Source organism: Acinetobacter sp. QJM3NY_42 (assembly GCF_056173745.1).
In genome coordinates this window covers 2,756,435-2,778,262 of record NZ_CM149689.1, presented here as the reverse complement: position 1 = coordinate 2,778,262, position 21,828 = coordinate 2,756,435, and the positions used below count along the sequence as shown (strand labels likewise).

The 21,828-nt window shown below is 44.3% G+C and carries 19 protein-coding genes and 2 tRNA genes; 15 read left to right on the top strand and 6 right to left on the bottom strand.

The window, feature by feature from the left end; translation table 11 throughout:
- Positions 1 to 42: 42 nt before the first annotated feature.
- A complete protein-coding gene (locus AC0VYT_RS13250; RefSeq protein ID WP_005018011.1) occupies positions 43 to 969 on the top strand; it encodes a cation diffusion facilitator family transporter in 927 nt (308 codons plus the stop codon).
- Positions 970 to 982: 13 nt separating this feature from the next.
- Here AC0VYT_RS13250 and AC0VYT_RS13245 read toward each other — a convergent pair whose 3' ends face one another.
- From AC0VYT_RS13245 to AC0VYT_RS13225, 5 genes are all read right to left on the bottom strand, one after another.
- On the bottom strand, positions 983 to 1,321 hold the full coding sequence (locus AC0VYT_RS13245) for a zinc-ribbon domain-containing protein (protein WP_005018014.1): 339 nt from the start codon (positions 1,319 to 1,321) through the stop codon (positions 983 to 985).
- A gap of 106 nt (positions 1,322 to 1,427) precedes the next feature.
- Positions 1,428 to 1,503: transfer RNA gene (locus tag AC0VYT_RS13240), tRNA-Glu, on the bottom strand.
- Positions 1,504 to 1,536: 33 nt separating this feature from the next.
- Positions 1,537 to 1,612 (bottom strand) — tRNA-Ala (locus AC0VYT_RS13235).
- Positions 1,613 to 1,668: 56 nt separating this feature from the next.
- Entirely contained in the window at positions 1,669 to 3,180 is a 1,512-nt protein-coding gene (gltX, locus tag AC0VYT_RS13230) for a glutamate--tRNA ligase (protein ID WP_005018016.1), read from the bottom strand.
- Positions 3,181 to 3,293: 113 nt separating this feature from the next.
- Entirely contained in the window at positions 3,294 to 3,593 is a 300-nt protein-coding gene (locus AC0VYT_RS13225; protein ID WP_373865823.1) for a hypothetical protein, read from the bottom strand.
- A 497-nt stretch (positions 3,594 to 4,090) separates the two neighbouring features.
- On the opposite strand from AC0VYT_RS13225, the gene AC0VYT_RS13220 reads away from it, so the two are divergent.
- From AC0VYT_RS13220 to AC0VYT_RS13185, 8 genes are all read left to right on the top strand, one after another.
- Complete coding sequence (locus AC0VYT_RS13220; protein WP_005018022.1) at positions 4,091 to 5,107, top strand: sulfate ABC transporter substrate-binding protein; 1,017 nt, start codon at positions 4,091 to 4,093, stop codon at positions 5,105 to 5,107.
- Positions 5,108 to 5,308: 201 nt separating this feature from the next.
- Positions 5,309 to 6,220: a 16S rRNA (cytosine(1402)-N(4))-methyltransferase RsmH gene (rsmH, locus tag AC0VYT_RS13215; RefSeq protein WP_005018024.1), complete on the top strand. Its 912-nt coding sequence runs from the start codon at positions 5,309 to 5,311 to the stop codon at positions 6,218 to 6,220.
- Positions 6,221 to 6,231: 11 nt separating this feature from the next.
- Positions 6,232 to 6,579, top strand: coding sequence for a cell division protein FtsL (gene ftsL, locus AC0VYT_RS13210; protein WP_005018026.1), 348 nt, complete (start codon positions 6,232 to 6,234; stop codon positions 6,577 to 6,579).
- A gap of 10 nt (positions 6,580 to 6,589) precedes the next feature.
- Positions 6,590 to 8,413: a penicillin-binding protein PBP3 gene (gene ftsI, locus AC0VYT_RS13205; protein WP_005018029.1), complete on the top strand. Its 1,824-nt coding sequence runs from the start codon at positions 6,590 to 6,592 to the stop codon at positions 8,411 to 8,413.
- Between the two features lie 12 nt (positions 8,414 to 8,425).
- Entirely contained in the window at positions 8,426 to 9,925 is a 1,500-nt protein-coding gene (locus tag AC0VYT_RS13200; RefSeq protein WP_005018031.1) for a UDP-N-acetylmuramoyl-L-alanyl-D-glutamate--2,6-diaminopimelate ligase, read from the top strand.
- Positions 9,926 to 9,933: 8 nt separating this feature from the next.
- Positions 9,934 to 11,340, top strand: coding sequence for a UDP-N-acetylmuramoyl-tripeptide--D-alanyl-D-alanine ligase (locus AC0VYT_RS13195; protein WP_005018033.1), 1,407 nt, complete (start codon positions 9,934 to 9,936; stop codon positions 11,338 to 11,340).
- Positions 11,340 to 12,458, top strand: coding sequence for a phospho-N-acetylmuramoyl-pentapeptide-transferase (mraY, locus tag AC0VYT_RS13190; protein ID WP_005018035.1), 1,119 nt, complete (start codon positions 11,340 to 11,342; stop codon positions 12,456 to 12,458). Before AC0VYT_RS13195 ends, mraY begins: the two co-directional genes overlap by 1 nt.
- 66 nt (positions 12,459 to 12,524) lie before the next feature.
- Positions 12,525 to 13,331 carry a putative RNA methyltransferase gene (locus AC0VYT_RS13185; protein WP_005018037.1) on the top strand — a complete coding sequence of 269 codons (807 nt, stop codon included), beginning with the start codon at positions 12,525 to 12,527 and terminating at the stop codon, positions 13,329 to 13,331.
- A gap of 46 nt (positions 13,332 to 13,377) precedes the next feature.
- Here AC0VYT_RS13185 and ponA read toward each other — a convergent pair whose 3' ends face one another.
- Complete coding sequence (ponA, locus tag AC0VYT_RS13180) at positions 13,378 to 15,924, bottom strand: penicillin-binding protein PBP1a (protein WP_034688125.1); 2,547 nt, start codon at positions 15,922 to 15,924, stop codon at positions 13,378 to 13,380.
- Between the two features lie 161 nt (positions 15,925 to 16,085).
- Here ponA and AC0VYT_RS13175 point away from each other — a divergent pair, with 161 nt between their 5' ends.
- The 6 genes from AC0VYT_RS13175 to aroK are packed head-to-tail and all read left to right on the top strand — an operon-like array spanning position 16,086 to position 21,820.
- Positions 16,086 to 17,144: a pilus assembly protein PilM gene (locus tag AC0VYT_RS13175; RefSeq protein ID WP_005024205.1), complete on the top strand. Its 1,059-nt coding sequence runs from the start codon at positions 16,086 to 16,088 to the stop codon at positions 17,142 to 17,144.
- Positions 17,144 to 17,803 carry a PilN domain-containing protein gene (locus AC0VYT_RS13170; protein WP_005018044.1) on the top strand — a complete coding sequence of 220 codons (660 nt, stop codon included), beginning with the start codon at positions 17,144 to 17,146 and terminating at the stop codon, positions 17,801 to 17,803. The genes AC0VYT_RS13175 and AC0VYT_RS13170 overlap by 1 nt, the downstream gene beginning before the upstream one ends.
- Complete coding sequence (locus AC0VYT_RS13165) at positions 17,800 to 18,510, top strand: type IV pilus inner membrane component PilO (protein ID WP_005404626.1); 711 nt, start codon at positions 17,800 to 17,802, stop codon at positions 18,508 to 18,510. Before AC0VYT_RS13170 ends, AC0VYT_RS13165 begins: the two co-directional genes overlap by 4 nt.
- Positions 18,507 to 19,034, top strand: coding sequence for a pilus assembly protein PilP (locus AC0VYT_RS13160; protein ID WP_005018049.1), 528 nt, complete (start codon positions 18,507 to 18,509; stop codon positions 19,032 to 19,034). Before AC0VYT_RS13165 ends, AC0VYT_RS13160 begins: the two co-directional genes overlap by 4 nt.
- Positions 19,035 to 19,051: 17 nt before the next feature.
- The gene (locus AC0VYT_RS13155; RefSeq protein ID WP_005024212.1) at positions 19,052 to 21,232 is read left to right on the top strand and encodes a type IV pilus secretin PilQ; all 2,181 of its coding nucleotides are present in this window, start codon (positions 19,052 to 19,054) and stop codon (positions 21,230 to 21,232) included.
- Positions 21,233 to 21,268: 36 nt separating this feature from the next.
- Complete coding sequence (aroK, locus tag AC0VYT_RS13150) at positions 21,269 to 21,820, top strand: shikimate kinase AroK (protein ID WP_005024215.1); 552 nt, start codon at positions 21,269 to 21,271, stop codon at positions 21,818 to 21,820.
- Positions 21,821 to 21,828 lie beyond the last annotated feature (8 nt).

Below are 21,828 nucleotides of genomic sequence, written 5' to 3'. Positions count from 1 at the left end.
AAGAGCTGTAAAGTAATTCACTAAGAATCAAGGAGACTGTCAATGGGCGCGCATCATGGGCACGATCACAGTCATGCAGTCGTCACTGAAGGTAATGCCAAAAAGCTTGGTTTTGCTTTGGCACTAACCACGATCTTTTTAATTATTGAAATAGTTGCCGGCTTTATAACCCAAAGTTTGGCTCTGTTATCAGATGCTGCGCATATGTTTACCGATGCCGCAGCGTTAGCTATTGCATTGGTTGCCATTAAAATTGCTAAACGTCCCGCTGATGATAAGCGTACCTTTGGCTATCAACGCTTTGAAATTCTGGCAGCACTTTTCAACGCCTGTATGTTGTTTGTGGTGGCTATCTATATTTTATATGAAGCCTACCAGCGTCTTAGCCAGCCCCCCGAGATTCAGAGCCTTGGCATGCTCTCCGTGGCAATTATTGGTCTAGTGATCAATCTGATCTCCATGCGCATTCTGTTTTCGAGTTCGAAAGACAGCCTGAATGTGAAAGGGGCTTATCTTGAGGTTCTGAGTGATGCCTTGGGTTCAGTTGGTGTTATTGTTGGCGCCTTAATTATTTATTTTACTGGCTGGATGTGGGTAGATACCCTAATCGCAGTGCTAATTGGTTTCTGGGTATTACCACGGACTTGGATATTACTGAAACAGAGTATCAATATTCTACTTGAAGGTGTACCTGAAGAGATCGATATTGAAAAGCTGCGTAATGACCTCTTGGAACTCGATGGTGTCGAGAGCATTCATCAGCTTAAAGTCTGGGCTATTACTTCTAAAAATGTGCATCTAACTGTGCATTTGTATGCACCACATGCAAACCGGAACCAACTTTATCAAAATGCTCTCGAAATGTTGACCCATGAGCATGGTATTACCGAGGTGACGTTACAGATTGAGGAGGACCCATGTCAGACACTTGCTCATGACCATCAGAATGATCATGAACACAGTCACTAAGTTATTTTAGGGTTTAGATCTGCCACTCATGGCCACATTCACGACACTTCCATTGTTTCTGGGATTGCATAAATGCCTGCATGGACAGTTTAAAGTCTGGCAAATCGCGCCAGAACAGGAATCCGGCTATAAGGCAGATAATAAATACAGCTATAGTCGCCATTTGCAATGTACTGCCGGCACCATCACCAAAGATCCACATGCCGATACTGATTACCACCAGTAGTAATAGAATAAAAATAGCCGGAATCAGGAACACCAGACTTTTGGGAACCACAGGACGGGTGGTATTGGTTCCTTGACTGACTGGTATGATCTTGGGACTCTGGCATTGTGGGCAGCGATATTGCATGAAAAACTCCTAAACTCTTTTGCGGTCTATTTTACCGAATAGTGTAGGTAAGCCGAAAGTGTAAGCATAAAAAAAGCCACTGAATAGGTCAGTGGCTTTTAGAATTTGGCGTCCCTACGGGGATTCGAACCCCGGTTACCGCCGTGAAAGGGCGATGTCCTAGGCCTCTAGACGATAGGGACTTATGAGGCAGTTACACAAAGTAGAACAGCTTCTGGTGGAGTCAAGCGGGATCGAACCGCTGACCTCTACAATGCCATTGTAGCGCTCTACCAACTGAGCTATGACCCCAGCGTTTGTGTGAGCGCAATATTAGGGGCATTGCGCTCATACGTCAACACAAATATTTACTCGCCTTGATCATCTGCTTCATTTTTCGGCAATTTCAGACTTTCATTAAGTTTTTCCCAGGCTTTTAACTCTTTTTTGCTCGGACCACCTACAATTTCTAGTGCACGACGCAAACGGGCAAAGGTCAAGTCGGGACCTAAAGTCACCATAGATTGCATGACAGGCGTGGATGAGGTTGAACCGGCAATCGCAATAAAAAAAGCAGGCATGAAATCACGTAGCTTGATGCCCATTTGGTTAGACAGATCCATTAGAGTCTGGCTGACCGTATCATTATTCCAGGTAAATAGACTTTCCAGCCGCCAGATGGCAAATTGCAGGCTTTGACGAACCTGCTCCTCAGTCAGTTTTTTACTTTCAAACTGTTCTTTGGAAATATTCGGGAACTGATTGAAGTAAAAGCCCGCCCAGTTTACTGCCTCAGAAAGCAGGTTGATTCGCGGCTGGATGGCTGCAGCAATCTCTTCAAGTTTATTACGGTCTGCCTTCCAGTTGAGCAGGGTATTTAACAATTCTGCAGGAGACAATGCCTTAATCCACTGACCATTTAACCAGTTAAGCTTTTCAACATCAAAAATCGGGCCGCCTAGTGATACACGTTTAATGTCAAAGTGTTCGATCATTTCTGCCAGCGTAAACTTTTCACTTTCATCTGGCATAGACCAACCCATACGACCCAGATAGTTTAGTAGGGCCTCTGGCAATACACCAATATCACGGTAATAATTGATTGATGTTGGGTTCTTCCGTTTAGATAATTTGGACTTATCCGGATTACGTAGTAGTGGCATATGACAGATTGTCGGCATATCCCAGCCAAAGTAGGAGTACAGCAACTGGTGTTTTGGTGCTGATGGTATCCATTCTTCGCCACGGATGACATGCGTAATTTGCATAAGATGGTCATCAACCACGTTGGCCAGATGATAAGTAGGCAATCCGTCAGTTTTTAGCAGAATCTGCATGTCTACCTGAGCCCAGGGAATCTCAACTTCACCACGCAGCATGTCATTAAATTTACATACGCCTTCAGCAGGCACTTTCATGCGAATAACATGAGGTTCACCAGCTGCCAGACGGCATTCAACTTCTTCATGAGAGAGCTGCAGACCCCGGCCGTCATAGCGTGGACTTTCACCACGGGCCTGCTGTTCGGCACGCATCTGGTCGAGTTCTTCTGGAGTTGCAAAGCAATAAAAAGCATGACCTTTTTCAACCAGTTCTAATGCATACTGTTTATAGATATGCATACGCTCGGACTGGCGATATGGTGCATGTGGGCCACCGATATCTGGTCCTTCTGACCAGTTCAGTCCCAACCATTTTAATGAGTCCAGAATCATTTTTTCTGATTCAGGGGTTGAACGCAGCTGATCGGTATCTTCAATACGCAATATAAATTCGCCTCCATGCTGCTTGGCAAAGCACATATTGAACAGGGCGATATAAGCAGTACCAACATGGGGAAAGCCAGTTGGAGAAGGAGCAATACGGGTGCGGACGTTCATAACTCTTAATTTTCAATAACAGATTAAGACTATTATAACGAAAAAGCCTGACAGCTTAAGGGTTAATTCACCGCAGGCAGGTCAGGCTAGAAAAGACTATGAAAATTATAAAATTAAGAGGTTTGCTGTGGAAAAATAATCTGTACCAGACGGCTGAAGCGCTGGTTCTGTGCCGCCAGAAAATTCTGGGTAGGAGCAGCACGCATAGAAGTCAACATTTTTAAATCCAGCTCGGATCTGTCAACTGAAGGCGTAGTTTTCTCAGATTGGCGCTGGTTTAAAGCTTTTTCAATAAGAGAGCCTGTTTTAGCAGGAGCATGGGTAGAACCAGGTATTTTAGATAAATCCTGATTTTTAAGACTGTTGCCTTGTACAATAACTGCGCTATGCCCCATCTGACTGAGTGTAAGCATACTCAAACTTAAGTAAAAAATCTTAAATAAATTCATGTTCATGTAAGAAGAGTTCCCCTATAAATCGGCTAATTTTTATAAAGTTTGCCGAAAATCGCATGAATTAAAACAGCTTTGTCTTAACAGTTATAGTATAGACTCACAATTCATTACAAAATTTTAAACTAACTCTAGTTAAAAAATTACAATAAACCCTAAGCTGTATTGGAAGTGTAGTTTTAACAGATAAATGTGTAGAGAAGGTGAAGAGAAAATAGGAAACTTAAGAGTGCTCAAGATACTTGGATTTTTTGACTGTACTAGAAGCTCAATAAAAGATGATAGTTTCAGTTAGAGAAAACCTGATAACTGTGCCTAAAACAACGTTATAGAAAAATCAAGGACTGTAGAACTTAATCAATTGAAGGGAATGCAATACTCAACTGTATAATGAGTTGTTGTTTTATAAAAATTTTCAGTATATTGCAAATTGTTTATCAAGTGACCTAGAGAAGTAAATGAGAAAGCATTTCCAATGGGGTTTAAAAGGTGGCATGTTAGCCACCTTAATACTATGTGGTTCAGTTACACAAGCTGCTGACCGTCAATTTTTGAATGTCTCATATGATGCGACACGTGAATTTTATGATGAGTTCAATAAGTCATATGGTGCTTACTGGAAAAGCCGTACTGGACAAACAGTTGAATTTAAACAGTCACATGGCGGTTCAGGTAAACAGGCACGCTCAGTAGTTGATGGTTTAAAAGGTGATGTAGTGACTTTAGCCTTGGCAAATGACATTAATGAGATCGTAAAATCTGGCCAGATTAAAGCAGGCTGGCAAAAAGAATTTCCTTATAATTCTGCACCCTATACTTCAACCATTGTTTTTATGGTACGTAAAGGTAATCCGAAAAAAATTCAGGACTGGAAAGATCTAACCAGACCGGGTGTGCAGATTATTACACCTAACCCTAAAACAGGCGGCTTGCCACGCTGGATCTATCTGTCAGCCTGGGGCTATGCGCTGAAACAGCCGGGCGGTAATGATGCTAAGGCACGAGAGTTTGTTAAAAGCATGTATAAGAATGTCAAGGTGATGGACTCTGCTGCACGTGCCTCTATGACGACATTTGCCGAACGTGGCATGGGTGATGTACTGCTAACCTGGGAAAATGAAGCTCTAGTCACGCTTAAAACTTTAGGCCGTGATAAATATGATATTGTTTATCCATCAATTTCAATTTTAACGGAACCATCGGTTGCAATTGTTGACAAGACAGTTGAAAAAAATGGTAATAAATGGCTGGCTACCGGCTATATTAATTATCTGTATTCTCCTTTGGGCCAGGAAATGGCAGCAAAATACTATTATCGGCCACGTAACCAGAAAGTTATGGCGAAATATGCTGCTCAATTTCCCAAGCTGAAAACTTTCACCATTGATGAAGTATTCGGGGGATGGAGCAAGGCACAGCAAACCCATTTTGTAAATGGGGCAACATTTGACCAGATTTATAATGATCGTCGCTAACCATTCGTCGTTCAAGTAATTCCTCTGGAAAAGCCCTGTAGCAGAATAATTCTGTCAGGGTCTTTTAATGATGCTTTAAAAAAGATCGGCAAAACGGTTTTCTCTATAGAAAATAATATTTCCCTACAAAAAGCCATTTGGAGCTTTATAAAAACAGGGTAATAATGTGCAGTTAAATTTTTAGCTGTCTGAACCGATCTTATGTCGCATATTTCTGTATTACTCCATGAAACTGTTGCTGCCGTACTGGCAGAGCGCAATACAGGAATTTATGTAGACGCAACCTTCGGCCGAGGTGGCCATAGCCGTGAATTACTGGCTCAGCTCAATACAGATGCTCAGGTTTATGCCTTCGATAAAGATCCTCAGGCTTTGGCTGTTGCTGCCGAGCTCGAGCAGCAGGACGCTCGCTTTAAAATTATTCATGCCAGTTTTGCTGATCTTAAACAGGAGCTTGAAAAAATTGGTATAACTGAAGTCGATGGGATCATGGCAGATTTAGGGGTTTCATCGCCACAACTTGACCAGGCTGAACGCGGTTTTAGCTTTATGCAAGACGGACCCTTAGATATGCGTATGGATAATTCCCAAGGCCAAACCGCAGCAGAGTGGCTGGTCAATATTGAAGAAGAGGCATTAGCCAATATTATTTATCAGTATGGGGAAGAGCGTTACAGTCGCCGCCTAGCCCGCGCAATTAAACAGGCAGGTTACATTGCAACCACTGGCCAGCTGGCTGAACTCGTGAAAGCTGCCCATCCAAAATGGGAAAAACACAAGCATCCTGCTACGCGTACCTTTCAGGCTATTCGTATTGCCATCAATAAAGAATTAGAGGATATTGAGCTGTTTCTACCACAGGCAGTCGATATTCTTAAACCACATGGACGCTTGGCGGTAATCAGTTTCCATTCACTGGAAGACCGTCTGATCAAACAGTTTATACAAAAAGAATCAAGTTTGGCCGAAGATTCAGGCTGGGGAATGCCGCAAATACAGCAGGACACTCGCCGTTTGAAGAAAATTTCACGTATTAAAGCCAGTGATGCCGAAGTTAAAGAAAACCCACGCTCACGTAGTGCTTGGTTAAGAGTAGCAGAACGCTTAGCATAGTAAGGCGCACAATGAAAAAAAAAGTTGTTGAAGAAAAAGCTGAACAACCTCTCTTGCAGAAACCGGCTCTCAAGAAAATTGTGGTTTACACAGTTCTGGTACTGCTGGTTTTTATGAGTGCGGTCATGGTGGTTTTTCAGGTTTTTCAATATCGTCATGATTACCGAGATCTGAGTTCCTATATGCGTGAAAGGGATGACCTGAACGCAGAATGGGGACGCCTGCTGATTGAACAACAGACTTTTGGTGCCACTGCCCAGATTGGAACCCGGGCAGTAACCCAGTTGCGTATGTATTCTCCGCCGGCTTCACAAACTGTGGTGATTTCCTTACCTATGACTTCTGAGCAAAAAAAATAAGGCATGCTGTATGGTAGACAAGCGAATTAAGCAAACACGAAGAAAACAGCAGTCGATTTCGGAAAAACCTACTCTTGCCTTTGATATGTGGCGCTTCTATTTAATGTGGGGCGTGGTGTTACTGTGTTTTGTCATATTGATTGCGCGTGCATTTTACGTACAAATTATTAATAAGGACTTTCTGCAAAACAAGGCCAATGCCAATATTTTAAGAACTGAGTCTTTAAAAGCCATGCGTGGAGTCATCAGCGATCGTCATGGTGTACCTCTGGCGATCAGCACGCCAATTATGAAAATTGTAATTGACCCGCGTGATTATTTTGATAATAAAAAGCTCTACGACGAGATTACAGCCGAGTTAAAAAAAGATCCGAATAACCGCAAACTCAAGCGTCAGTTACCTGATAAAAATCTTAATCTGGATGAGTTGGCCGATGCAGTCGGTATCGATCGGGCCGAATTAAAAAGAAAATTAAAGGAGCGGCCAAGATCACGTTATCTGGTTCTGAAAAAAGAAGTACCACCACAGCAGGCAGACCTGATCGTCAAGCGAGATTTTCAGGGGGTATATGCCGAGAAAAACTATAAACGCTATTATCCGCAGCCACAGCCAAATGCTCAGATTATTGGTTTGACCAATAGTGAAGGGACCGGTATTGAAGGCCTGGAAATGCAGCTTAACAAACGGCTGGCTGGTGTCGATGGTGAGCAGAAAGTTATCCGTGATAAACGCGGTAACCGGTTGAAGGTAACCGAGGTTATTAAAGAAGTTGAACCGGGTGAAAATATTACACTGAGTATTGACTCACGTTTGCAATATATTCTTTATCGTGAACTTACAGCTGCAGGCATCGCCAACAATGCCCGCTCGGCCAGCGCTATTGCAGTAGATGTTAAAACCGGTGAGATTCTGGCCATGACCAGTTGGCCCTCTTATAACCCGAATGATAAAAATGGACTGGCCAATAAAGATGCCATGCGAAACCGCGGTGCAATCGATATGTTTGAACCGGGTTCTACCATGAAGCCATTAAGTGTGGCTGCGGCGCTAGAAAGTGGTAAATATACACCAAATACCATTATTAATTTAGGCTCAGGCTCAATGCGGGTCGGTAACCATACTATTCGTGATACGCATAGTTATGGCCAGCTTAGTGTAACTGGTGTAATTATCAAGTCATCAAACGTTGGTGTGGCGAAGATGGCTTTATCTTTGCCCTATTCAACTCTTCCGACATTTTTTAAGCGAATTGGTTTCGGACAACGTTCAGCTGTGAAGTTCCCGGGTGAGAGTACAGGCCTGATTTTACCACCAAGTAAATGGAATGTTTCAGAAGTAGCCACTATGTCTTATGGTTACGGTATTAATGCCACTGTACTACAAATGGTACAGGCCTATGCCATGCTGGCAAATCATGGTGTAAAAATGCCTCTTAGCCTTTATAAGCTGGATGAACCGCCTAAAGGTGAGCAGCTTCTTGAACCTAAAATCGCTGATCAGGTACTCCTGATGATGGAACAGGTAACATTACCTGGAGGAACTGCACGTCAGGCTAATATTCCCGGTTACCGTGTTGCAGGTAAAACAGGTACGGCCCATAAACTGCGAGCTGACCGTAAGGGTTATTCGAGTAATGAGTACCGCGCTCTGTTTTCTGGTGTAGCACCAGTAAGTGATCCACGACTGGCTATTTTTGTGGTCGTAGAAAATCCGAAAGGAAAATATTATGGCGGTCTGGTGGCTGCGCCAGTATTTGCCAGGGTAATGCAGGAATCACTCCGTTTGATGAATGTGCCATTAGATAAGCCGCTCGATGTTCCACAGGAACCGTAAATCAGGTGATGCATGACAATTACATTTAATGAAATATATCCAGGTAACGCCAACGTAGAGTGGGCGAATCAGCCATTTAGCGGTTTTTGTCTGGATAGCCGTAAAGTACAGGCAGGACAGATCTTTATTGCTTTAGATAGCTTAAGTCATTCTAATAAAACTCGTATTTTTGCGGAAAATGCATTAAGCCAAGGTGCTCTTGGTATTATTTCCGAATCTGATCTCGGGGTGACCACAGCATGGGTTTGTCCCCAGGTCAGACAATGGATGGGTGGGTGGCAAAAACAGTATTTACAGGCTACCCAGCCGGTAAATTCTGCCCGAATTCTAGCTGTCACAGGGACTAATGGTAAAACCACTATTTCCCGGCTGATAGCAGAACTGATCAGCTTCCAGAAGCAGCCCTGTGCTGTAATGGGAACAACTGGTAATGGTATTTTACCGCATCTGGTCGCTTCAACACATACCACACTAGATGCGTTACAGCTACAAAATGCCCTGCATGATTTTTCCTCTCAGGGTGCGAATTTTGTTGCTCTCGAAGCCAGCTCACATGGCCTGGAGCAGGGCCGTCTGGATGGCTGCGAGATTGAAATTGCTATTTATAGTAACCTGAGTCGAGACCATCTGGATTATCATGGAACCTTGGCAGCTTATGCAGATGCCAAGGCTTTGCTGTTCAAATTTGCTACGCTGCGTAGTGCCGTAATCAATCTGGATGATGATTATGCACCAGTGATGCTGGAAACAGCACAAGCCAATCCGGCCCGACCAAAGATTTTGACCTACTCATTACAACATCCAGAAGCAGATTATCGCGTATCTGATATTCACTACAGTCTGGAAGGAGCGAAGTTTAAGCTGATCGCCCCAACAGGTGAATATGTGGTACAGAGCCCGCTTTTAGGTCAATTTAATATTGAAAACCTGGTGGCTAGTCTGATTGCAGTAGAGCAGGCCGGTTTTAAACTGAGTGATATTTTAGCAACTGTACCTCAGCTCAAGGGAGCTCCAGGCCGCATGCAGGTGATCCGTGATGTAGAGCGTTTATTTGTAGTGGATTATGCTCATACACCTGATGCTTTAACACAGGTTCTGGTTACCTTGAAACGCCATGTCCAGAATCAGCTTTGGGCCATATTCGGTTGTGGTGGTGATCGCGACCGTGGCAAACGTCCGTTGATGACTCAGGCAGCTCTTAATGATGCTGACCCGGTGATTCTCACCTCAGATAACCCGCGAACAGAAAGTCCTGAACAGATTTTTGCTGATATGAAGAATGGGGTTGATTTTGGTAACCATCATGTGCAGGAAATTCGCGACCGGCGTGAAGCAATCAAATATGCAGTGCAACAGGCACAAGCTGGCGATATTGTAGTCATTGCCGGAAAGGGTCATGAAAACTATCAGGAAATTGATGGCGTTCGTCACTGGTTTGATGACGTGGTCGAAGTGCAGTCCGCACTTGAAGTCCAACACTGCAATTTATCTCAAGCCTATTCTGCTGACTAGGAAAACTTATGCATACCTCTACAACAAGTACCGGGTCTTTGGAGCCTTGGACAGCCCAACAATTAATGGAAGCAACACAAGGCTACTGGTATCAGGAACGTTGCCCTGAGCAGCCAATCAAGCGGATTCTGACGGATTCACGGCAGGCAGAAGCTGGAGATGCTTTTCTTGCCTTAAAAGGTGAGCGTTTCGATGCACATAATTTTGTGGCTCAAGTTTTAAATAAGGGCTGCCAGGTTGCAATTGTTGAGCGTCCTCTTGACCTTGACATGATGCAGCTGGTTGTTACAGATACACGGCAGGCACTAGGAAGGCTTGGAGCCTATCGTCGTCAGCAGAATCCACAGCTTAAAGTAATTGCGCTGACGGGGAGTAGTGGTAAAACGACTACTAAAGAAATGCTGGGCAGTATTCTGTCCCGTCTTGCACCTACCTTGGTCACACGAGGCAATCTGAACAACGACTTGGGCGTGCCTATGATGTTGCTCGAGCTTACAGCTGAACATCAATATGCAGTAATGGAACTGGGCGCCAGTCATCAGGGTGAAATTGATTATACTTCACAGCTGGTCCAGCCACAGGTGGCAGGTATCATTAATGTTGGTACTGCACATTTAGGTGAATTTGGAGGCCGTGAAGGCATTTGTCGGGCTAAAACGGAAATCTATGCTCATATAGCAAAAGATGGAACCTCAGTTATTCCGGCGGCTGATGATTTTACTGACGCTATCCGTCATGCTGTTCAGACAACGCAAGTCCTGAGTTTTGGTGAAGGCGGCGATATATATGCAACAGAAATGACGCTGTTGGCTCAGTCTGCCCAATTCATGCTACATACACCACAGGGCGTGCGTGAAGTTAATCTACCTTTTGCGGGTTTACATAATGTACAGAATGCAACTGCAGCTACAGCTTTCGCGCTTGCGATTGGTATTTCTCTGGACGATATAGTTGTCGGTCTCGAGCTGGCGCAAGGGGCTAAAGGGCGATTAAATTTTATTAGCCATAAACAGCATTTGTTTATTGATGATACTTATAATGCCAATCCTACATCGATGCGGGCGGCCGGAGAAGTTCTGGCACAGCAATCCGGTATCAAAGTAATGGTCACTGGCGATATTGGCGAGCTGGGTGACGCTGCAGCTGTTGAGCATTACCGTCTGGGGCGTGATCTGGTGAGCCAGGATATCAATTTTGTAATAGCAGTTGGCGAGTTTGCACCCGCTGCACTTGAAGGTGCCCGTAGCACCCAATACGGGAAAAAAATGCAGGCCTTTCTGACTCAGGCCCAAGCGCTTCCTTTTCTAATGAGTCTAGTCGAAACACATCAACCACAGTCTATGAGTTTCCTGTTTAAAGGTTCTCGTTATACCCATATGGAGACGTTGATGGCTGATTTGATGGAGAAAATTTAATGCTGTTATGGTTGTTTGAACAGCTTGCGGGCTATCATAGTTCGTTTCAGGTGGTTCGTTATTTAACATTTCGCTCTCTATTGAGTGTCCTGACGGCCCTCAGTATTGGTCTCATTCTGGGACCAGTCATGATTCGCAAGTTACAGGCGCTTAAATATGGTCAAGCAGTCAGCTCTTTTGCTCCTGAAAATCATGCGAAAAAAATGGGTACACCTACTATGGGTGGGGTATTGATTCTATTATCGATTGGTATTTCAACACTACTCTGGGCAGATTTATCTAATCCTTATGTCTGGATTGTACTGGGCGTGATGGTAATTTTTGGTGCAGTAGGCTGGGCAGATGACTGGATCAAAATCCGTTATAAAGATAATGCCGGACTACCTGCGCGCAAGAAATTCTTCTGGACATCTATTGCCTCTTTAGGCGCCGGTATTGCACTGTATTATATTGCAACCCAGCAACCTAGTGCCGTACAGACAGCTAACATGCTGGATCTGCTTATTCCATTTTTTAAAAATCTGACGATTCCATTATCCGTTATCCCATTCGGTATCGCCTTTATTGTCTTTACCTATCTGGTTATTAATGGTGCTTCAAATGCGGTTAATCTGACTGATGGTCTGGATGGTTTGGCAATTATGCCTATTGTACTGGTTGCTGCAGGACTAGGTGTATTTGCCTATCTGGCAGGTGATGTACGCTTTGCTGATTATCTGCATATTCCTTATGTAAAATATTCTTCTGAACTGGTAGTTATCTGTTCGGCCATGATTGGTGCCGGTCTGGCTTTCCTCTGGTACAACGCTCATCCTGCTCAGGTGTTTATGGGAGATGTGGGTGCTCTGGCACTCGGAGCAATGCTCGGTACAATTGCGGTCATGGTTCGTCAGGAGATTGTTTTTGCAATTATGGGCGGTGTATTTGTCATGGAAGCAATTTCTGTCTTCCTGCAAATTGGCTCGCTACGTATGCGTAACAAACGAGTTTTTCTGATGGCACCATTGCATCATCATTATGAAAAGCAGGGCTGGAAAGAAACCCAGGTAGTAATCCGCTTCTGGATTATTACAATTATGCTAGTGGTTTTGGGACTAATGACCTTAAAATTACGTTAAGCAAATCTTTTTATAAAAGCCGGCATTTGCTAATAACTGCCGGCTTTTTTTATTCTGGAGAAAATAATGAACCTGCTCATGTGCCCTGTATGTCGGGAACAACTCAAATTGATAGACAGGACATGGCGCTGCGTAAATCACCACAGTTATGATGTAGCCAAACAGGGGTATGTCAATCTGCATGTGGTACAACATAAACACAGTAAAAATCCGGGTGATACGCCTGAGTCGGTTCAGGCAAGACGAGCATTCTTGGCTGATGGTTTTTATGCACCGTTACAGCAGGCAGTGGTCAAGATAATTTCCAGTCTTCGTATTGAAAACCTGCTGGACATTGGTTGTGGTGAAGGATACTACACACAGGCCATGCAGTCTGAAGTCTTGCAATGTGTAGGAGTTGATATCGCTAAAAATGCGGTACAGGTTGCTGCAAAGACCAATCGGCAGGTAACTTGGGTGGTTGGTACAGGTGCAGTTTTACCTGTAATTGACCATTCAATAGATTTATGTACCAGTTTATTTAGTCCCATTCCCCAGCAGGAGATCTTGAGGGTCTTAAAGCCAGGGGCTTATCTTATGGTAGTTACGCCAGGGCCTGAGCATCTCTACAGTATGCGTGAAGTATTATTTGAAGAAGTAAATGCTCATGAACCGGCCAAGTTTGTTGAGCAGCTGGCAGAACATTTTGAGCTGGTTGAACAGCCACTGATTGAAACCCGGCTACTGCTCAACCAAGCGCAACTCAAAAATCTGGTTGCCATGACCCCTTATGCTTATAAGGCAAAACCAGAGCGCCGCCAAAGATTAGAAGCACTGGAAAATTTTGAGACTCAAGGCAGTTTTCAGGTTTATCTGTTCAAGAAAAAAGACTGACTTTAAGAATAAAGAAGCCACCTTTATGGTGGCTTCTTTATTTAAATCATTGAACCTCTTGAATCAGATTCTCCAGTGCATCACGTTGCTGAGGTTCAGTACGTGGTTGCTGTGTTCGGGCAGGTTGATCCGGTGTATTAACTTGAGGTGGAGCTGAGCGTGAAGGAATCAGGATTTCTTCACCGGGCAAATCGGCAAAGTCATTAGTGACAGCAGCCGGAGGAGGGGCCGGACGATATAAAGGACGTGCCAGAGGAGGGGAAGCACGATCAACCTTAGGTTCTACTTGGCCGGCTGTTTCTTGTAGTCGGGGAGCTTTGGCATTTTTGTCTAGCTGTACCCAGGATGCTGGAGTACCCTTGAGCGCATTACCCATGAAGTTAATCCAAATCGGTAAAGCTGCTACCCCGCCATATTCACGACGGCCCAAAGTTGTTGGCTGGTCAAAGCCAACCCAGGCCACAGTCACTAGTTTGCCGTTAAAACCCGCAAACCACGCATCTTTAGCATCATTTGTAGTACCGGTTTTGCCTCCAATATCACCACGGCCAATTTTTAAAGCAGCGCGTCCTGTACCATGCTGGATCACATCCCGAAGAATATTGGCCATATCATAAGCTGAGCTCGATTTTAAAATGCGCTGCGCCTGACGATAATCTGATTCCGGTTCTTTCTGCTCGCTAATATTATTCTTTGATTGCTCTAAAGACTGATTAGTCACTTCAATGACTTCATCATCAGGCGTCTGTGGAGTGTCTTCTTCAGTATCATCTTTGGCATTAATGCAAGGAATACAAGCATATTCCGGGTCAGCCTCAAAAATCACTTTGCCATAGGCATCTTCAATTCGACTAATAAAATGAGGCTGGATTCGGTAGCCCCCATTAGCAAAGGTGGCATAACCGGTTGCCATCTGTACAGGTAGAACCTGTGGTGTTCCTAAAGCAATCGTATAGTTACGTGGAATCTGGTCATCACGTAAACCAAAGTCCATAAGTAACTGTCGCGCACGCTCAATTCCTACATTTTGTAGTAAACGTACAGAGACCGTATTACGTGATAAATAGAGTGCACGGCGTAAAGGAATCATTCCCAGATATCGACCATCCGAGTTTCTGGGTGTCCATTTGCCGATCGTAATCGGACTGTCATTTACCATCGTATAGGGGGTCATTCCACGCTCTAAAGCCAGAGCATAAATAAAAGGTTTAATTGTGGAGCCAGGTTGACGCCAGCCTTGTAAGGCCCGGTTAAACTTGGACTGATAAAAACTGTAGCCCCCTACAACTGCTTCAATCGCTCCATTATTTGGATTAATTGCGATCAGCTGGCCCTGTACTTTTGGTAACTGGACCAGTGCCCATGAAGTTTTACTTTCATTCGGGCGCAACCGGATAATATCTTTAACTTTCACAATCTGAGAGGCACGACTTGGCGCTCCCCCTACACTGTTAGCATTGCGGTAAGGCCTTGCCCAAGACATGCCAGACCATGGTACTGTCACTGTAGAACCATCCTGCATCAGTGCTTCAAATGAGTTGGAATTGACCTTGACTACCTGTGCAGGGTAAGTATTTGCAAATGCCCGAAATTTGTTTAAAGGCTCATCATGTGCCTCGGCCCCGCGCCAGCCATGGCGACGGTCATAATCTTCCAGACCATTCTGGACTGCCTGTTCAGCATAGGCCTGACGTTTACTGTCAATGGTGGTGTACACTTTATAGCCTGAATCAATGGCCAGATCACCAAAGCGTTCTACCAGTTCAGAGCGAACCATCTCACCTACATAGGGAAAGCGGTTACTGATTCCACGATCAGGCATGTCCAAGTTGATCGGCTCAGCCACGGCAGCCTGATATTGTGACTGGCTGATATATCCAAGCTGTAACATACGGCCCAGAATCCAGTTGCGACGTTCCAATGCCCGTTCAGGGTTAGCAACCGGATTATATTTTGATGGAGCTTTAGGCAGGCCGGCCAGCATTGCCATTTGTGCTAGACTTAGCTCATCCAGACTTTTATTATAATAAATTTTGGCAGCTGCGGCGATACCATAGGCATTTTTACCCAAGAAAATCTTATTGACATATAAGGTCAGAATTTCTTCTTTACTCAGGTTTTGCTCGATTTTTCGTGCCAGAAAAATCTCTGTCAATTTACGTTTTAAGGTGCGCTCTGGGCTTAAATAATAGTTCTTGGCCACCTGCATAGTAATAGTTGAACCGCCAGTCTGCACGTCAGATCCGGTAACACTCTCTGTAACAGCACGCCCCAAGCCTTTAAAGCTGATGCCACTATGCTCAAAAAATGAGGAGTCTTCTGCGGCAAGAAAAGCATGAATAAAGGCTGGCGGAATCTGTTTATATTCAACCGGTACAGACAATTTTCCACCGTACTCAGCCACCAGCTCGTTATCGGCAGTATAGACCTGTAACGGCTTAAGTAAAGGTGCTTTTTTGAGCGAACTCATCTCAGGCAGTGAAGGGGCAATATAAAGATAAATACCATAAAACCCCATTGGTATTGAGACTAGAATGATAATTAAAATAGAAAAAAAGGGGTGAACACGGCCTGAACTGGATAGCTTTTTCATAACAAGTAAGTTTTAATAAGAGCTAATGGCAAACTAATTGATGGTCAGTATAGCCGTTAGATAAACGGATTGTTAGATTAGATATTGTATCCGTGCAAAATTATACGCTGACTATTAGTTCGTTATTTTTTTTGGGGATAAAAAAATAATAGGAAAGCATTGTGCTCAGGTTATATCGTAAACCAAATAAAGGATTAGTCGGAATAGATGTAAGTTCTACTTCGGTTAAATTATTAGAGCTCTCTGTAAAAGGTGGCAGATACTGGGTTGAAAGTTACGGGCTTTATCCGCTTTCCGATGGAAGTGTCGTTGAAAAAAATATTCTGAATCCTGAAGCGGTTGCCGATGCTTTAGAGCGCGTAATTGACATTGCTAACCCTCAGGCGGCTAATGCGGCTTTTGCAGTACCTACTTCGGCGGTGATCAATAAAGTCATCGAAATGGATGCAGACATGAACGATGATGAACGTGAAGTTCAGATCCGTATGGATGCAGAGCAATATATTCCTTTTCCTTTAGACGAAGTCAGTCTTGATTTCGAAGTGTTGCCAGATATATTGGCAAATCCTGATCGAGTAAATGTACTGCTGGTGGCCACCCGTACTGAAAATGTAGATGCACGTGTCGAAGTGCTGGAAATGGCAGGTCTAACCGCGAAAATTGCTGATGTAGAAAGTTATGCGCTAGAACGTGCGTTTAAAGTGTTCGCTGATACATTGCCTATAGGGGTGAATACCGTAGGTATTCTAGATATCGGCCACACCATGACAACTTTGTCTGTCATGCAGCATGGCAAGATTATCTATACTCGCGAGCAGGTTTTTGGTGGAAAGCAGCTGACTCAGGACATCCAGAATCGTTATGGCCTTTCCTATGAAGAAGCTGGCCGGGCCAAAAAAGAGCGTAATTTGCCAGATGATTATGATATTGAAATACTCGAGCCTTTCTTAGAGGCCTTAGTGCAACAGGCTGCTCGTTCTTTGCAGTTTTTTTTCTCGTCTTCACAGTTTAATGAGATTGATCATATTTTATTGGCGGGTGGAAATGCCAATATACCGGGACTGGCCAAACTACTCCAACAAAAGCTGGGCTACCGGGTAACAATTGCCAATCCATTTTTACAGATGGGTTTTGCGCCGCAGGTTGATGTACAAAAAGTTGAAAAAGATGCATCTTCACTCATGGTGGCTTGTGGTTTAGCGCTGAGGAGTTTTGATTAATGACAACAATTAACCTGCTCCCTTGGCGTGATGAGCTAAGGGAACAACGGAAAAAGCAATTTATTATTATTTGTATTGGGGTGGCATTACTAGGTTTAGCCGGAGTGGTACTGACTTGGATGTACTATGACCGCAAGCTGGATGATCAGGAACAAGCTAATCAACTGATTATCAGTACTAACCAGAACCTGGATATACAGCTTAAATCTCTAGATGGCCTGCAAGAACAGCGTGATGCCATTATTGAGCGCATGAACCTGATTCAGGGCTTACAGGGTAAACGTCCGGTTACTGTTCGTTTGGTGGATGAGCTGGCACGTGTAATCCCAGCCAATATGTATCTGACCAAATTTGCACGGACTGGTGATAAATTCACTCTCGAAGGGAAGGCAGAAAGCCCGAACACTGTAGCTGAGCTTTTGCGTGGTCTAGAAGCTTCACCTTGGTATCGTAATGCCTTTATGAACTCATTCCTTGCCGCGGAAGAAAAGAAAGAGCAGACCCCAACTTCGCTGATACCTCGACCAGAAGAAAACTATGGCAGTTTTGTTGTAACTGTAGATGCAGGTGAGATTGCTGCTGATAGTCCGCCATCGGCTGATCCCAATGCACCAACCAATACAGCAGCAACGGGTCCTGCAGCGGGAGCAGCACAATGAGTCGTGAAGAATTCGATGATTTAAACCAGGAAGATGCTAAACCTGCTAAAAGAAAAATGACGCTAGAAGCCTTCCTGCAACAGTTTAATACGCTGGATACACATAATTACGGCAGCTGGCCTTTTTCAGTCAAACTGACCTGCTGGATATTTCTGTTTCTGCTGGTTTGTGCAATTGGCTATTTTTTAGCAATTCGCCCCAAACTTGAAGCTATTTCTAATGCGCAGGCACAAGAACAGAATCTGTTAAACGAGTTTCGTGAAAAGGACTCTAAACTGCGTAACTTACAGCAATACCAAGCACAACTACAGGAAATGGAAGCGAATTTTAATGAGCAACTGGAACAGTTGCCTAAAGAAACCGAGATTCCTGGACTGGTTGAAGATATTAACGTTGCAGGAGTAAGTTCTGGCCTGAAATTTAAAAATATTCGTCTAGAAAGTGAAATTCGGCAGGAGTTCTTTATTGAACAGCCAATTGATATTCAGGCAACAGGTGATTATCATGCCTTTGGTTCTTTTGTGAGCACTATTGCGGCGCTTCCACGAATTGTAACCCTGCATGACTTTGAAATTACCAGTACACAGGCGCAGAACTCAGATATTCCAGAAGTAAATTATGCGGTGAAAGCTAAAACATACCGATATGTCGGTAATAATGAGCAGCCAAATACTACGGATACCCCAGCAGGAGGGCAGCCACAATGACTTGGAATAAGATCATTTTAGGCCTGTGCTGCGGCATGATTCTGGTAGGCTGTGATTCACGTATAGATGCAGTAAATGAAGAGATGGCAGTCATTCGTAACCAACCACCTCTACCGATTGAACCGGCACCTGTGTTCAGTCCTGTACCTACATTTGCTTATGCAGCACATCAGTTCAGAAGTCCATTTTTACCTAGCTCGCTTGCAGCTGAGTTAAAAGTTATGGCCGGGAAGCGGGTTTATCCGAATTTTTCACGCCAACCCCAACCTCTTGAGAGCTATGCCCTTGAATCTTTAAATATGAAAGGCAGTATGCGTAATTCAAGAGGGCAGATTATTGCACTAATCCAGACGCCCGATGGCCAGATTGAACAAGTGCAGCGCGGGAACTATATGGGTATGCATCATGGGCGTATTGTTCAGATTACACCTACCCAGATTGATCTGGTTGAGATCATCCCGGATGGGCGCGAAGGCTATGTGGAACGTCCCCGCAGTCTAGTACTGATTGGGCCACAGCCTTAAGGATGAAAGGAATAAAAATGAAAAAGAGTTTTCAAGAATTTTTGATGGGGGATGGCAACAGCATGATTCATTTATATCGTCAATTTGCGATGGGAGCAGTTGCTGTAGCAATGATGCAGGTAGCAAGTGCAGCGGTCAATATTACCAATATTGTACCTATGCAGATTCCGGGACAAGGGACAGAAATTCGAGTCATGTTTAATGGATTGCCGCCCCAGCCCCAGGCTTATCAGCTTGAACAGCCTTCGCGACTGATCTTAGACTTTGATCAGGCCAAACAAAATCTTAAACAGCCTAGTATTCCGGTTGCTACCAATGAAGCAAGCGCAATTCATGTGGCCTCTGATGAACAACGTTCCCGAATTATTGTAAGTTTAAAAGATGCAGGTGCCTTTACTACCCGTGTAGAAGGCAATACTTTTATTTTAAAGATTAATCCGGTAACAGGCGCGCCTACAGTATTGCCACAGCCAGTTGCTGTAGCACAGCAGCCTGCTCAGGGTATCTCGAACATTGGTTTCCAGCGTGGAAGTCAGGGCGAGGGACAGGTTTTAATTGATTTTCTGAACCCGAATACTCCTGCTGATGTACAGCAGCAGGGAAGTAAAGTCATAGTCAGGATGCTGGGAAATAAAATCCCTTCCCATCTAATCCGCCGTTTGAATATGAATGATTTTGCCACGCCGGTCTCGACTGTTGATGCCTATAATGAAGGCGGTAATGGCATTATTACTATTCAATCAACTGGCAGTTATGAGTATATGGCGTATCAGACTGAGAACCGCTTAACAGTCAGTTTAAAGCGCCCGGAAGAAAAGAGTACGGTCAAAACCCGTTCTGCACCTAATTATAGCGGTAAAAAGGTTTCACTCGACTTTCAGGATATTGAGGTTCGTCGGGTATTACAGTTGTTAGCAGATTTCACTGGTATCAACCTGGTTGCAGCCGACTCTGTTCAGGGAAATATTACGTTGCGCCTGAAAGATGTACCATGGGACCAGGCTTTAGACATTATTTTAAAAACCAAAAACCTGGATAAACGTCGTAATGGTGATGTAATCTGGATTGCTCCGGTTGCAGAGCTGATTAAAGCAGAAGAGGAAGAGGCTAAGGCAATTGCGCAAAGTACCAGACTTATGCCTTTACAAACTGAATATATCCAGCTGAATTATGCAAAAGCTGTCGATATCGAAAAACTGATTACCCAAGGCAGAAATAGTGGTAATGGTAGTGCTAACGGTGCTTCAAACAATACGGAAGCACTGGGTGATAGTGTGGGAAGCCTGCTAAGTCCAAGAGGAACCATTTCAATAGACCCACGTACCAATACCTTAATCATTAATGATACGGCTCAGAAACTTGACCAGATCCGCCGTATGATTGATCTTCTGGATGTAGCGGTAAAACAGGTAATGGTTGAGGCCCGTATTGTCAGGGCTAGTACTGACTTCACCAAAGAAATGGGCGTGAAGTGGGGAATTCTTTCACAGGGTATTACCCGTAATAACAGCCTGCTGGTCGGCGGCAGTGAAACCACCTTATGGAATCTGCGTGATCCTGATGATGAAGGCAAATACACCATAGAGCGTCCACAAAACCTGAATGTGGATTTAGGCGTTACAGCTCCGGGTGCAAGCCGTATTGCCTTCGGTTTAATTAGTCTTTCTGATTTTATGCTTGATCTCGAATTGTCAGCCTTGCAGGCTGATGGTTATGGTGAAGTCATTTCTACGCCGAAAGTACTAACAGCTGACAAACAGCAGGCTCGAGTTGCTTCTGGTACTCAAATTCCCTACCAGTCTTCAGAGGGCGGTGGCGCCAATGCAGTTTCTACCACTGAATTTGTGGATGCTACTTTAAGTCTGAATGTAACACCAAGTATTACTCCTGATGGTAAAATCCAGATGTTACTGAACATTACCAGCGATACTCCGGGGAACCCGACACCAACTGGCCAGATCGCGATTAACAAGAATGAAATTAATACTAATGTGCTGGTTAACAATGGTGAAACTGTAGTCCTTGGCGGTATTTTTGAACAGGAAACCAGGAATACGCAAACGAAAGTACCTGTTCTCGGAGACCTGCCGGGTGTAGGCCGTTTATTCCGCCGTGATGCTAAAAGTGATAACAAGCGTGAGTTACTGATTTTTGTCACACCACGAATTGTTAATGACAGTGCGACTGGAAATCATTAATATATTTTTAATTCAAGTAATTCAATAGGTGACTCCTTGCCAAGCAAAGAGTTTGACACCCTGCCAAATATCTATTTGGTAGGGCCGATGGGAGCTGGAAAAACCACTGTGGGGCGACATCTGGCAGAGTTACTGGGCCGGGAATTTCTGGACAGTGATCATGAACTGGAGCGTAAAACAGGAGCAAATATCCCCTGGATTTTTGAAAAAGAGGGAGAAGCTGGTTTCCGGAGTCGGGAGACCGCCGTTATTGACCAGCTAACACTTCGGCAAAAGCTGGTGCTAGCTACAGGTGGTGGGGCTGTAACGCAGGTGCCTAACCGTGAATTCCTCAAGCAGCGCGGCATCGTAGTATATCTCTATACACCAGTAGAAATTCAGCTTCAACGTACCTATCGTGATAAAAACCGGCCATTATTACAAGTAGAAAACCCGGAACAGAAGCTTCGAGACCTGTTGGCTGCCCGTGACCCGCTCTACCGGGAAGTGGCACATTATATTATCGAGACCAATCAAGGGGCAGCACGAGATCTAGCCCAAAAAATCTTGAAGATTATTAGCTCTGAAGAGTTACACTCCGCACCATGATTACGGGT